Raw genomic sequence first — 13,724 nt, 5'->3', positions numbered from 1 at the left:
CGGTCGGAACCTGTTAAATGCTCGCAGCGTTTAACAGGTTTTCAGTCGATCCGTGTGGCTCGAAAGCGAGACGTGCACCTGTTAAACGCTGCGAGCATTTAACAGGTGCTTAGAAGGCGCGGCCGTGCCGTTGTTCGCTAGGCGACGGAGCTACGTCCTCGTCACGTCTCTAGGTGCTTGTCGACGACTTCGGCCGCCAAATTGTCCTGTGCGAGCGCGTCCTGTCCCGCGAAAACGGTACGGGGCACGGAGTAATGGGGCTCGGATCTGTTAAATGCTACGAGCATGTAACAGGTCGAGCATGTAACGGGTTCGTTCTAAGAAGAGAAAGCGTGCAGTTATGCTGCGTTCGAAGAAAACGGCATATGTGACCATTGGCGATGCGGCCGCCGCGCCCGCGGCTCCTGCTGCGGAAGGCGTCGATGCGCTCGCGTGCGAGCAGGAATCGGCGGCGATTTACGCTGCCACCGAACCGTTAAAAAGCCTGGTTGAGGTGCGTTCGGCCGGCGCTGCGCGCGTGCTCGTGGTCGACGCGGGCGCGACGGGCGAGTCTATCGTCGCGGGTTGCTTGGCGGCGGGCCTTGTGCCGTGCGTCGCCTATACCGAAGACATGGCGCGCGCGGCGCACGTGAAGCTCGCTCCGAAAACCGTGTGTGTGGGCAAAAGCCGCGAAACGGGCGCTCTCGACGACAGCTATCGCGTGCTTTCCGCGGCCGAATCGGCCGATGCGCAGGCGATTTTGCTTGTCGATTCGCGCCTCGCGGTTGACGAGCGTTTCCTTTCCATGGCCGCCGACGAGCATCGCAGCGTCTACAGCGTGCCCGTGGCCTCGATCAACGCGGCGTTCGGCGGCATCACGCGCGTGTGGCGCACTTGCTCGGCGCCAAGCGACGCGGCGTTGCACGTGAGCGACGACTCGTGGGTCACGTGCCCGAAGTGCCACCGCATTTCCGACGCGCAGCGCGTGCTTGCCAACCACAAAATGTGCCCCGAGTGCGGCCATCATTTCCGCATGACGTCGGCCGAGCGCTTGGCGAGCGTGCTTGACGCGGAAAGCTTCGAGTGCTGGTTTGAAACTGAAGGCGCCGACGTGCCCGAAACCGACCCGCTTGATTTCCCCGGTTACCTGGACAAAATCGGCGGCATGCGAAAGAAGACGGGCCTGCGCGAGGGCGTGCGCTGCGGCGTGGGTCGCATCGCGGGCATGCGCGTAGCGATTGGCGTAATGGATTCCACATTCTTCATGGGTTCGATGGGCTCGGTGGTGGGCGAGCGCATTACGCGCCTGGCCGAGCATGCCACCGAAGAGGGCCTGCCGCTGGTGCTGTTCACCTGCTCGGGCGGCGCGCGCATGCAGGAGGGCCTGGTTTCGCTCATGCAAATGGCGAAAATCTCGGCCGCGATTGAGCGTCATGGTGAGGCGGGCCTGCCGTATTTCTCGGTGATTACCGACCCCACCACGGGCGGCGTGACCGCGAGTTTCGCGATGCAGGGCGACGTGATTATTTCCGAGCCCCGCGCGCTTATCGGCTTCGCTGGCCGTCGCGTGATTCAAGACACCATTCGTCAGGAGCTGCCCAAGGAATTCCAAACGGCGGAATTCGCGCTCGAGCACGGCCTTATCGATGCGATTGTCGAGCGCCCGCGCATTCGCGAGACGCTTGCGAACCTGCTTGCGCTGCACGCCAAGCCCGAAGCGGGTGCGCCGCGCGGGTTTGCCGCGGTGCTCGCCGCGCTGACCGCGAACCCTACGAAATGCGAGCTTGAAGCGGCGGGAGCGCAGCTTGCTGCCGACGAGCGCGACATTCTTTCTGGCGTGCGCGCCGTGGCTGTAAAGGCTGCCGCGGCGGTGCCGAAGCGCGTCGCGAATGGCGTGCGCTCGGTGGCGACGCGCCGTGCTTACCGTGCGGAAATCGAGCAGTACACTTCGAAGCCCGGTGCCGTGAAGCAGGCCGAGGCGGCAGAAAACCCCGCATGGGCCAGCGTGCAAACCGCGCGCGACGTGCATCGCCCCACCGCGGGCCGCTATTTGGAAGCGACGTGCGAAGGCTTCTTCGAGTGCCACGGCGATCGCGGCTTCGCCGACGACGCCGCCATTGTGGCGGGCATCGGCTGGGTCGCGGGTGAGCCGGCAACGCTCATCGCGCAGGAAAAGGGCCGTGACCTGCAAGATCGCATCAAGCGTAACTTCGGCTGCCCGCAGCCCGAGGGCTATCGCAAGAGCCTGCGCCTTATGCGCCAGGCCGAGCGCTTTGGGCGCGCGGTGGTGTGCTTTGTGGACACGCAGGGCGCGTTCTGCGGCAAAGAGGCCGAGGAGCGCGGCCAGGGCAATGCCATCGCCGACAACCTGTATGCCATGGCGGGGCTGCGCGTGCCCACGGTGAGCGTGCTCGTGGGCGAAGGCGGCAGCGGCGGCGCGCTCGCGCTGGCGCTGGCCGATCGCGTGGCCATGCAGGAGCATGCCGTGTATTCGGTGCTCTCGCCCGAGGGCTTTGCGTCCATTCTGTGGAAAGACCGCTCGCGCGCGGCCGAGGCGGCTGCGGTCATGCGCATGAACGCCTACGAGATTTTCGACATGGATATCGTCGACGCGGTGCTCGAGGAAGGTGAGGGCTCGGCTTCGGCCAACCCCGATTTCGCGATCGCTAATGTTGTGGCGTATGTGGAAGAAAGCCTCGACGAGCTTTCCGCCCTGCCTATCGACGAGCTGCTCGAGCAACGCTACGAGCGCTTCCGCAAGTTCTAAAAGCGAATATAAAACACGCAAGCCCAGGTCTCTTCCTTAGAGGCGACCTGGGTTTTTGCATTACTATCGCCCGACGTTGTGGCCGTCTGGCGTTGTTGTAGCTGTCGTTGGCGTTTGCCGTCGTTGGTCTGCCACCTGGCTTTGTGGCGGCCGTAACCGGCTTGCCGTTGTCATTTTGCCTTGCCGGTTCGCCACCGCCAGCCTGTCACCGCTGTCAGCTCGCTGTTGCGTCTTACAGCGAAGCAGCCTGCTTCTTCTTGGGCAGAACCAGCACGGCGAGCGCGACGACGATGGCGGAAGCGATTGCCAACGCGGTGCCGTCGGCAACGTGCAGCGCGGGGATGCCGATGAGCACGCCGGTGCAGTAGGGAACGAGCCAGATGAGCCACACGCAAATGCTCAGGCGATGGAAGTCGTGGCGCTGTTTGCTATTGCCGCGCAGCAAAACGTAGGTCGCCCAGGTCGCATGGAAGAGCATGAGCGCGATGGCGAGGCCACCGGTGACGGGGTGCAGAAGCGAGATGGAACCGCCGCTGCTTTGGGCTATGGAGCTCATGATGGCGGTGCCGGTGGAGTCGCACGCGAGGCCGATCCAGAAGAAGATCAGATGTGAGCGCTTCAGCGTGCCGGAATTGCGTTCGCCGAAGACGCCAATCGTGTAGGCGACAAGGGCGAGGGAGATTATCGTGGTGGCGGTGATAAGAATAGGTGACATGTTGTCCTCCTAAGATGAAAGGGCGGTTGGATTCGAACAGCCGCGGCGCTCGTTCGTTTTGACGTGTTTTATCTTGGAGGTGATTGGTGTGAACATCAAAGACGTCTTGTTCACTTTTTCGAAAACCGAGGTATACGTGCGAAAAAACAATGCCCTGAACAGGAGGAATAGAATTCCATAGCTGCGCCTTCGAAGATGAAAAATTCCTGAAAGCCCGCGCGAAAAAATGTTCACATATGCGCAATGGGTTAGCCTGGAGGCGTTGTGGGGGCCGCCCATGGGACAGCGGCGGCGGGCTCAGATTCGCCTGCCGCTGTGCGCCTACTTCTCGCTTTTATAGAGCGTCGACCTCAAAAGGCCGAACAGCACTTTGCAGTCGCCGTTTTGGTGGCGCAGGCTATCGAGCACGTTGTCGAGCGTGAACTCGCACACGCTTCGCGGAGTGAAGCCGTCGGGCAAATCGGCAACGATGTTCGGGTCGTGCTTGTAGATTTCGACGAGGCCGTTTACTACGTGCTCGATTTGCTGCGACTCGCGCAGGCGCGCTGCGGCTCGTTCGGCGGAAGGCAGGGCCTCAGCGTCGCGCAGCCAGTATTCGCGGAAGTGGTTGAACACCTGGTGCATGCTCACGTTCATTTTCTCGCAGTAGTCGACGAATGCGGTGTGCGCATCGAGGTGGCAGAATTCCTTGTAGAACGCACGCGCGAAATACAGCTCGATCGTTGCGATGGTGAGTTCGTCTTTCGCGGCGAAGAATCGGTACACGGTGCCCACGCTCACGCCGCTTTTCGTGGCAAGCCCACGAATAGAAAGCGTCGAAATGCCGCCTTCTTCGGCGATTTCGTAGGCGTTTTCCAGAAGCTCTTCTTTGGAAATGATGCTCTGTGCCATGACGTTCAACCTTCCTGAGGTGCGCGTTCGGTGTTTCGAAGTGAGACAAATCGGCGTTTGCACCTCTAGTATAGCGACGGCCGTGCGCGCGGACGATACACTTTGGTTTCGGTTCGGGGCTAGCTTGACCCGCTCGATTGGAAGATCGATTTTGCGCTTTGCCGTGGCCTGCGTTTTGCGAGCTGCGATAAAGGTTCCGAATGCATGCGGGCAAAAAAGAACTCCGCGCATCTAGGGGGTAGGGCGATGCGCGGAGTGTGCTTGTGCGGCTGGGCCGCGTGCGTCTTTCAAGCCTTTCAGCTCCCGAAGAGAAAGACGTATGGAAGAACCGTCGGCCGTGCGAAGGGTAGGATGCTTGGCTGACTCAATTATTCTCAACGAGGAATAATTACAGGAACTATTATACTCATCAAAGGATGATATTCCAGTGTTTTTCGGCAACAATTTCCAAACGCTCGAAATTGTTCTCGCGCGCCCCGCTGCGGGGGGATATACTTTGCAGGCGCACTAATCGAACCGCGAGTCGGACGCATGTTGAAACCTCGCGAATGCGCAGGCCAGAAGCCGAATTATGAAGCTGCCGAATACGCAATGCCATCGTGTGTTTGGCAAAGGGGACTCACGAACAACGTAGTAGGGTAAAACCCGCACGTTTGGGCCACAGGCTCGTGCGGTGCGGCTGTTTTGCGCGGGGTAGTTCGTCCTTGGCTGCATGATCGGCATGACATAGTGGCTGCTCTGCGTGGCTGGTTCCGCATGGGGGAATCGGTTTTGCGTGGAATGGCAGGCGCCTAGCGGGCTCAACTCGACTTGCCTGGCCAGCTTTGCCCGACGTGCCATGCGCTTCGCCCATCGTCAATATGCGTCCGACTCGTTTTCGCGTTCGTCTCGCGCATGCATGAGTTTTCGTGCATGATTTCATCCATTTTCATCGAAAGGAACGCGATGTCTGAACCCGTTTTCACCTTCCGTCTGGCCACGCCCGACGATGCCGAGGTTTTGCAGGCCATTTATGCGCCGTACGTCGAAACCACGGTGACGTTCGAGTACGTCGCTCCCACGGTGGAGGAGTTCCGCCAGCGCATTATCGATCGCGTGAGTGTGTACCCCTACATCGTGTGCGAGGAAGACGGCGTGCCTGTCGGCTATGCCTACGCGAGCCGTCTGTACGAGCGCGCGGCGTACGCTTGGGCCGTTGAGCTGTCGGTGTACTTCGCGCCGAACCACCGCGGCCGCGGCATGGGTCGCAAGATTTACGACAAGATGCTCTCGCTGCTGAAGTTGCAGGGCGTTCGTACGGTGCATGGCAAGGTCACTTTCCCGAATCCTGCGAGCGACAAGCTGCACAACGCCATGGGCTTCAAACTTATGGCCACGCTCGAGAACGTCGGCTTCAAGAATGGCGAATGGCGCTCCATCAACCATTGGGAAAAGCAGATTGGCGACTTCTCGTGCGCGCCGGAGCCTATTACCCCCATCACCGAGCTCGATCCGGCAAAGGTGCAAGAGATTCTGAACGCGTAAGCGGTTTGTCGCGAGCGTGATTTCGCTGTGGGCGCGCGATTCGCTAGCGTCCGGGTGGCATAGAGTTGCAACAAGGAGCTGGCCTCGCATTATGCGGGGCCAGTTTTGCGTTTCCTGGGTGCGAATGTGCCAAATGCTCGCAGCGTTTAGCATATCTTCGGGGCGTCTTTCGCGGTCGTCAACGCCGGCGGGTTGCTCCAATGTGTTAAGCGCTACGAGCATTTAGCGCATTCGAGCATTTAGCACATTGGGCGTGTGTTGCGACTACACGTCGCATCGCCGTGCTTACAGCGCGCATCGCTGTACCAAGTCCTGCTACCTGTTAAACGCTGCGAGCATTTAACAGGTAGCAGGTTTTTGGGCGCGGAGCCTACTGCATCAGGTTTTCGACGGCCCAGCGCACGGCCGCGCCTCGGCGTGCTTCTTGGCGAAGCAGGCACGCATGGCCCGTTTCCAAGAACTCGCGCTTCAGTTCAATTTCGCTGCCGGGCTTCAAGCGGGACAGCGCTGCGAACTCGTCGTTTTCGGTGGCTTCGAGGCCCTTGCGCATGAACGCCAAATCGAGCGCAATGTCTTCCTCAAGCGCCTTACGCGCTTCGGCTTCGAGGCGTTCTTCAACCTCGGCCGGCTTCACGCCGTGCTCGATGCGATATTCGCGATAGGTTTGCCCCTTGCTCGCGAGTTCGCCGCGGAATTCCTCACGGCGTTCCTTCGCCGCTTCGTCGAGCAGGGCCTGGGGCATGGTGCCGTGCAGGCGCTGGCGAAGCGCGCGGTGCGCGGCTTCTTCAGGGGTCTCGTCTTCGCCAACTGCGATGGGCGATTCCAGATCGAGTTCCATGTCGGGCACGGGGAAGGCGCGCGTCGTGAACGAGATGGCCTGATCTTCGTCCCACTCGTCAGGCACCACGAATTGCGGCGTGAGCAGAAACGTCACGCCCAGCGTGTCGAAGGCCTGGTGCGCGGCGTTCGCCATAACGATGCCGGCTACGGCTTGCGCCTTTTCGCGGCGGGTGAACATGGCATCGACCTTTTCGCGCACATGCTCATCGTCGGTTTTCAGCAGGCGCGCCATACGAATCCAGGCGCCGCGCGCGAGCACAGCGGTTTCTTCGGCGGAAAGCGACACCACGCACTCGATGGGCGAGCGGTTTTCGTCTATCACTTTGATATCCATGAGGTCTCCTTTGGGGTGGAGGTGCGCGCGCGGGCGCCACTCCCGGTATTCCGACGAAATGCATCCTAGCATCGGGCTGCGGACTGCTTGAACGAGCGCTGTGAACTGCAACCATTCGGTTGACATGCATAAAGACATCGCCAGTTTTTGATGAACGGAGTGAACTCGCTTGACCTGCGCCGCGAATCGGGCCGTTTCGCTCTATGTGTATATAAGGAAAAGCGCGAGTCGGTGCTCGCACCGCTGTACGGCAGCAAGCTTCTTTAGTGCGGCGTTCCTTTCCGCACGCAATGCGTTGTTTTCCCAGATGCGGGCTTTTGCCCCTTGTTAACGGGGTTGTAACGCAGTACAGTTTCAAAAATGCATAAATATGCTGAAACTTGCATAGAAAGCCGAAAAATGAACGAACCAGTGCATACATTCCGCCTTGCTACGCCTGACGATGCCGAGACTTTGCTGAAAATCTACGAGCCTTATATTGCCACCACGGTCACCAACGAGACCCAGGTGCCCGCGCTTGGCGAATTCCGCCAGCGCATCGTCGAGCGCGATGGGGCGTATCCTTACATCGTGTGCGAGGAAGATGGGCGTCCGGTGGGGTATGCCTATGGCAGCCGCCTGTTCAGCCGCGCCGCGTATGCGTGGTCGGCGGAGCTTTCGGTGTATTTTTCGACCGACCATCGCGGGCGCGGGCTCGGCCGTGCGATTTACGGCAAGCTATTTGACCTGCTCGCGCTGCAGGGTGTGCGCACGGTTGTGGGCAAAGTCGTGTGCCCGAACGAGAAAAGCGACCATCTGCACGAAAAAATGGGTTTTGAGCTGGTAGGCACGCTGCGCGCGGCAAGCTGGAAGCTGGGAGCGTGGCACGACGTGCACCTGTGGGAGAAGCATATCGGCGACGTTGAGGCCGAGCCCGCGCCGCTGCTGCGCCTGTCCGAGGTCGACCCTGAAAAGGTGCGTGCGATCCTCGAGGCGTAAGGGGCGGGGTCCATATATGTATAGAGGAATAGACGTCTATACATATAGAAGCATCGAATTGTAGATGTATATACGTATTGAATTATAGAATCATCGAAGTATATATATTGAAGCATTGGCGTGCTGATGTCTCGAGACAGTGCACCCAGCGATTCGTGGCGCAGTGTTTGGGCCGAGCATCTCTGTGCTCCTTCGATTTCCTCGTGTCAAAATAACGCGATGATTAGGTTGCTTTGCAAGGGCTTGGATCAAAAAGCCTAACCATGAGGTAAGGCTTGAAATATGTGCTTGGCTGATGATTATGTCTCTGAACTGGTATTTTGTGCTCAGGCGAGGAGGATCGCAAAATAATGACGCGCGCGTTGCCTCTTTTGGGGCATCGAACATGCCTAATCGTGGCGTTTTTTGACGTGCAGCTTTTTAAACAACGCAATGCGGCCCAATTGTCGCGATTTCTGCCACAATTCGAAGTGCGCGACAATTCCAAATGCGGGGCTGGCAAGGCTAGTGCGTTTTGCGACGGAAAGGCCTGCTACGGCGGCCGAATGCAAGGAGGCAAGCATTATGAAGCTGAATCGAACGCTGCGCGATTGCGTGTATGGCATGGCGGTGGGCGACGCTTTGGGCGTGCCTTTCGAGTTCAAGCCGCGTGGAAGCTTTGAGTGCGTCGACATGGTGGGCGGCGGCAGCCACAACCAACTCGCTGGTACGTGGAGCGATGACACGAGCATGGCGCTTGCGTTGTGCGACAGCTATCGCGAGTTGGGGCGCGTCGATTGCGATGACATTCTGCGACGGTTCCGCGCATGGATCAACGATGGGGCGTACACGGCGGACGGCGTGGCCTTCGACTACGGCAATGCCACGCGCAAGGCGCTGGCGACGGGCCGCGGTGGCGCGGGCGAGTGGGACAAGGGCAACGGGTCGCTCATGCGCTGCTTACCCATGGCCTTCATGGATTGCACGAGTGCCGAGGTGCGCGCAGTGAGCGCCATCACGCACGCGACCGATGCCTGCATGGATGCGTGCGAGAAAATGATTCGTTACGCCGCGCGTTTGATGTGCGAGGGCTCGCCCGCGGGTGAGTTGGCCGGCGGTCCCGGCGGGAGCAGCGGTTATGTGTGGGACACCTATAACGCCGCGATTTGGTGCTTGGAGCATACGGAAAGCTATAAGGAATGCGTGCTCGCCGCGGTGAATTTGGGCGACGATACCGACACCACCGCATGCGTCGCGGGCGGCTTAGCGGGTATTCTGTACGGCCGCGAGGCGATTCCGTCTGAGTGGCTTGCGACCCTGCGCGGCAAAGATGTGATTGAGGCGTGCTTGTTCGAATAGCGGCGCGGCGGCGGGTTGGGATTCCTATTTGCCGAGCGCATGCTCGCTTGCCGTTATGTTGCGGCATTGGTGGCTTTCGGGTCTAATTGACAACGGCTTCGCGATACGGCGCATTGCTTTTGAGCGGAATAGACAATCGCTCTGGATAATTGCTCGAGGAAGGAAGCCTTGTGCTGGATTTCTTGTTTTTGTTGCTCTTCCTTTACCTCGCTTTTATTGCGGTTGTTGGCTCCATAGCGCTTTATGGGAAAGTGATTGATAGGATTTCCGAGGAGAACCAGGCGCGCGCCGCAAAGATTCACGGTTTCGTGATGAAGGCACTGAAGTTCGCGTTTGTCGTTGTCGTCTTCTTAGGCATTGCCACGGGGTGGCTTTTAGCCATCGTGCTTATCTAGATTGCGCGGCGGTGTGGCGTCGTTGGAAAATGCATCCAACTTGGGTGCCAGGTGTCTATGGCCGATTTGTGCCAAGAAAAGCCTGGGTTCGTCGCCTGAACAAATTCCTTGGCGTTTTTCATTTCCTGTGGAATAGCGGGTTCGCCCGTCTCTGCGGGCTTCGAGACGTGCATGTTCTGCCTGATGCTGACGAGCCGCGGTGCGGTCTACCACACGAGGAAGTCGGCGGGCGAGTGGAAGCACTTCCACCGGGGACGCGACTGCAAGGTGGCTCCCAGCCGCGTGGGAAGCATAGACAAGACCAAAGCTTTCGAGTTCGCCCTCGGCTTCGCTCCGAGCGATGCGCTTGAAGTCATTCGCCAGCTTTACGGGTTGATTGCCGACAATCCTCCGACATACAAAGACAAGGGCCCGTGCTAAACGCTACGAGCATTTAGCAGGTCCCATAGTTTTGATATGCGCGTTGCTCGTCGCGAGGTCAAGAATTTGTTGGGCCATAACATTGGTAGACGCGTTTTTTCGCTTTTGTCGCCGATTGATTGGCGCATCCGCCTTTGGCAAGCTGATCGATGCCTTTGAAGAGTCGACCAAGGCTTTTTGCCGCGCCCTTTCTGTTCGCTTTTCGGCTGTGGCTCGTTAGCGTTCTTTCCAGGGCGTGATGACGACTTTGAGGCAGCCGTCTTCACGCGTTTCGAACGCACGGTACGCCTCGAGAATGTCGTTGAGCGCGTATCGTTTCGAAATAAGGCAGCTCGTGTCGATGAGCCCTTGCTCGATGAGGGAAAGCGGCTCTTCGAGCCCCGTTGCATCCACGCCGCCCGTTTTGAAGGTGAGATTCTTGCCGTACATGCTGGGCAGTGGCGGCGTTTGATCGTTCTCGTACATAGCGGAAACCACCACCACGGCGTTGGGCCGCGCGATGCGCCATGATATCTGGTGGTTTTCGCTTCGCTTGCGTGCCGCCGGTTTGCGGCTTGGCGTGCTCGTCGGAAGCGGTGATGGGCTTGCGGACCAGCCACGATTCCGCTTGCGTGCTTTGCGGTTTGCGGGCCGGCCGCGATTCTGATGGAGCGCCGCATGATTTGCGGGCTGGCCTCTTGTCGGGTGGCGCTTTCGTATGGCGTGCGGCTCCCTTGCGCATTCAATGGCGCTTCCGCGACTCGCAAGCTTTCCGCGTGCCGTTTCTTTCCGCATTGCCCTGTGCTGCTTTCTTGCCGATTCGTTTTCGATTTCCTTTCAAAACGCTGGGTAACTTTCCCGCGTGTTGCCTTGTGCTAAACTCGCGATCGTTGCTATAACGCGCGTGCGCGCGAGGAGGCCGCCTGAGCTGGCTTTTCCGCCAAGTGGCCTTCACTCGCGAACCTGTTAAACGCTACGAGCATTTAACGGGTTTCGGTCGGTCTCGCGGGCGCACGTCGCGATGCGTTGCACATGTGCGCAACGCTTGCTTGAAAGGATGCTTCATGGCCGAACAGTCCCAGGGCGCCCGCGCCCTGTTTTTTGATGAATCGCTGGTGGAAGAGGTCGCTGCGGTAAACGGCTTCGCGGTGGAGTCGGTCGAGCCGTTGTGCGAAATCGACGGCGACGCCATCGTGATGCGTCACGGAAAAAGCGGCGCCCGCCTGCTGTTTCTGCATAATGCCGACGAGAACAAGGCGTTCTCCATCTCGTTCAAAACCCCGCCGGTCGACGATACGGGCGTGTTCCATATTCTGGAGCATTCCGTGCTGTGCGGTTCCGACAAATTCCCGGTGAAAGAGCCGTTCGTCAATCTGCTGAAAACCTCGATGCAGACGTTCCTCAACGCGCTCACGTTCCCCGATAAAACCATGTACCCCGTGGCCAGCACCAACGACCAAGACCTCGAAAACCTGGCCGACGTGTACATGGACGCCGTGCTGCACCCGGCGATTTACCGCAAGCGCGCGGTGTTCGAGCAGGAAGGCTGGCATTACGAGCTTGACGACGCGAACGCCGAGGCGGGAACGTCCGAGCGCCTGCGCTACAACGGCGTGGTATTCAACGAGATGAAGGGCGCGCTGTCCGATCCCGAAAGCGTGCTGTACCGCGGCATGAACGCCGAGTTGTTCCCCGGCACGTGCTACGCCTTCGAATCGGGCGGCCATCCGCGCGCCATTCCGCAGCTCACCTACGAGAGCTATCTCGACACCCATGCGCGCCACTATCGCCTGGACAATTCCTATATCGTGCTCTACGGCGACATCGACGCCGAGCGCATGCTGCGATTCCTCGACCGTCGCTACCTTTCGGCCGCCGATTGCGCGCCGCGCACGCCCGCTGAGCCCAACCCGATGGGCGAGTGCAAGCCTAACGTGTCGCTCGACGCGGTGGTCCCCATGGCGACCGCTCCCGAGAACGCGTGCGTGGGCTTGGGCTACGCGATCGGCGACGCGCGCGATTTCGAGCGCGTGCTTGCGGCCGACGTGCTCATGGACGCCCTGATGGGCGGCAACGAATCGCCTATCAAGCGCGCGGTGCTCGATGCGGGCATCGGCGGCGACGCGACGGCGTTTCTCATGGATTCTCAGGCGATGCCCGTGGCGTTGTTCGAGCTGAAGGGCGCCAAGTCAGGCGCGAAGCAGCGCTTTATGGAAATTGTCGAGGGCGAAGCGGCCCGCCTGGTGGCCGACGGAATTCCGCGCGACCTGCTGGAGGCGTCGCTCGCCCAGCTATCGTTTGAACTGCGCGAACGTGACCGCGGCATGGCCGATGGCGTAGTGCTCGCGATGAACGCGCTTTCCGGCTGGCTCTACGACGATGCGCTCGCGACCACGTACCTGCGCTACGAAGACGCGCTCGCCCATATGCGCGAGGGGCTTGACGGCCGCTATTTCGAAGACGTGCTGGAGTCGCTTATCGTGAAGTCGAACCACAAGGCGTTGCTCGAAGTGAAGCCCGTCGAGGCTGAGGACGACAGCGAGGAAGAGCGCGAGCTCGCCGAGAAGCTCGCGGGCCTCGATGAGGCGGCCAAGCAGGCTATTCGCGATGACGTGGCCGAGCTGCGCGCCATGCAGGAAGCGCCCGATTCGCCCGAGGCTCTGGCTACGCTGCCGCGCTTGGGCACTTCCGATATTGGCGCGGCGAAGCCCGACCCGGCCGCCGTGCTCGATGCGGCGTGCCCGCTGCCGTGTCTGCGCCACGAGCTGCCCAGCCGCCACATCAACTACCTGTACCTGTATTTCGACGCCAACAACGTCGCGTTTGACGACGTGCCCTACATCACGGTGCTGTGCATGCTGCTCAACAAGCTCGACACGGCAAAGCACTCCGCCGCTGAGCTGGATGTATTCATGCGCCAGCACTTGGGTTCGATGCGGTTCTTCCCCGATACGTACGTTTCGGCGAGCGACCCTGACAAGGTATCGCTGCGCGTGACGCTTTCGGCGAGCGCGCTTGCGGAAGAGGCGGCACAGCTTTCGGCCATCCCTCGCGAGGTGTGGGAGACCACGAAATTCGACGCGAAGCAGAAGATCCTCGATGTGCTCGTGCAGCGCCGCATCGGCATGGAGCAGACGTTTGCGAATGAGGGCCACACGTGCGCGACGAACCGCCTGTCGGCTTCGTATTTCCGCGCGGGCGTGTTGCGCCAGAAGCTTGCGGGCGTCGACTTCTATCTGTTCCTGAAAGACCTCATCGACAACTACGACGAGCGCTTCGATGCGTTGGCGGCGAAGCTCGAAGAGGTGCGCGCGACCGTGTTCGGCGGGCCGGTGCTTGCGAGCTTTACGGGTTCGGCCGAGGAATGCGACGCCTTCTGGGCGGCTGCGGGCACCATGGGTCTTGCGGGCGACGAGCGCGCCGCTGCGGGCGAGATGTTCGGGAGCGATTGCGGCTGCGAGCTGGCGATTCCCGAGCCTGCGCCGCGCAACGAGGCGTTCATCGTGCCGTGCGATGTGAGCTATTCGGCCAAGGGCGCGCCCACGCTTGACGTGGTTGAGCATT

General features: G+C 60.2%; 11 protein-coding genes. 7 read left to right on the top strand and 4 right to left on the bottom strand.

The genetic code is table 11. The features are described 5' to 3' along the window. Positions 1-340 precede the first annotated feature (340 nt). Entirely contained in the window at positions 341-2,746 is a 2,406-nt protein-coding gene (gene accD / locus ACWI8T_RS01305; protein ID WP_449137652.1) for an acetyl-CoA carboxylase, carboxyltransferase subunit beta, read from the top strand. A 232-nt stretch (positions 2,747-2,978) separates the two neighbouring features. Here accD and ACWI8T_RS01300 read toward each other — a convergent pair whose 3' ends face one another. Together ACWI8T_RS01300 and ACWI8T_RS01295 are read right to left on the bottom strand one after the other, a co-directional pair. Next, positions 2,979-3,461 (bottom strand): HsmA family protein, encoded by a 483-nt coding sequence (locus ACWI8T_RS01300; protein ID WP_449137651.1) that lies wholly within the window; start codon positions 3,459-3,461, stop codon positions 2,979-2,981. 321 nt (positions 3,462-3,782) lie between these two features. Further along, the gene (locus tag ACWI8T_RS01295) at positions 3,783-4,352 is read right to left on the bottom strand and encodes a TetR/AcrR family transcriptional regulator (RefSeq protein WP_449137650.1); all 570 of its coding nucleotides are present in this window, start codon (positions 4,350-4,352) and stop codon (positions 3,783-3,785) included. A gap of 945 nt (positions 4,353-5,297) precedes the next feature. On the opposite strand from ACWI8T_RS01295, the gene ACWI8T_RS01290 reads away from it, so the two are divergent. Continuing rightward, on the top strand, positions 5,298-5,876 hold the full coding sequence (locus tag ACWI8T_RS01290) for a GNAT family N-acetyltransferase (RefSeq protein WP_114616265.1): 579 nt from the start codon (positions 5,298-5,300) through the stop codon (positions 5,874-5,876). A gap of 370 nt (positions 5,877-6,246) precedes the next feature. Here the strand turns inward: ACWI8T_RS01290 and ACWI8T_RS01285 are convergent, their stop codons facing one another. Further along, positions 6,247-7,050, bottom strand: a complete 804-nt coding sequence (locus ACWI8T_RS01285; RefSeq protein ID WP_449137649.1) for a hypothetical protein — start codon at positions 7,048-7,050, stop codon at positions 6,247-6,249. Between the two features lie 399 nt (positions 7,051-7,449). On the opposite strand from ACWI8T_RS01285, the gene ACWI8T_RS01280 reads away from it, so the two are divergent. The 4 genes from ACWI8T_RS01280 to ACWI8T_RS01265 all read left to right on the top strand — a co-directional run bounded on the left by ACWI8T_RS01280 (position 7,450) and on the right by ACWI8T_RS01265 (position 10,181). Continuing rightward, positions 7,450-8,028, top strand: a complete 579-nt coding sequence (locus ACWI8T_RS01280) for a GNAT family N-acetyltransferase (protein WP_287538439.1) — start codon at positions 7,450-7,452, stop codon at positions 8,026-8,028. A 564-nt stretch (positions 8,029-8,592) separates the two neighbouring features. Beyond that, the gene (locus tag ACWI8T_RS01275) at positions 8,593-9,366 is read left to right on the top strand and encodes an ADP-ribosylglycohydrolase family protein (RefSeq protein ID WP_449137648.1); all 774 of its coding nucleotides are present in this window, start codon (positions 8,593-8,595) and stop codon (positions 9,364-9,366) included. A gap of 170 nt (positions 9,367-9,536) precedes the next feature. Next, positions 9,537-9,761 (top strand): hypothetical protein, encoded by a 225-nt coding sequence (locus tag ACWI8T_RS01270; RefSeq protein ID WP_449137647.1) that lies wholly within the window; start codon positions 9,537-9,539, stop codon positions 9,759-9,761. A 108-nt stretch (positions 9,762-9,869) separates the two neighbouring features. Continuing rightward, positions 9,870-10,181: a VG15 protein gene (locus tag ACWI8T_RS01265; protein ID WP_449137646.1), complete on the top strand. Its 312-nt coding sequence runs from the start codon at positions 9,870-9,872 to the stop codon at positions 10,179-10,181. A gap of 216 nt (positions 10,182-10,397) precedes the next feature. Here ACWI8T_RS01265 and ACWI8T_RS01260 read toward each other — a convergent pair whose 3' ends face one another. Further along, complete coding sequence (locus ACWI8T_RS01260) at positions 10,398-10,646, bottom strand: hypothetical protein (RefSeq protein ID WP_449137645.1); 249 nt, start codon at positions 10,644-10,646, stop codon at positions 10,398-10,400. A 578-nt stretch (positions 10,647-11,224) separates the two neighbouring features. Here ACWI8T_RS01260 and ACWI8T_RS01255 point away from each other — a divergent pair. Further along, positions 11,225-13,724 (top strand): insulinase family protein (locus ACWI8T_RS01255; protein WP_449137644.1); only part of this gene is annotated, 2,500 nt, incomplete at its 3' end.

This window comes from Slackia sp., assembly GCF_977041755.1.
Note: the sequence above shows the minus strand (reverse complement) of the source record. Positions and strands in the feature narration are given on the sequence as shown.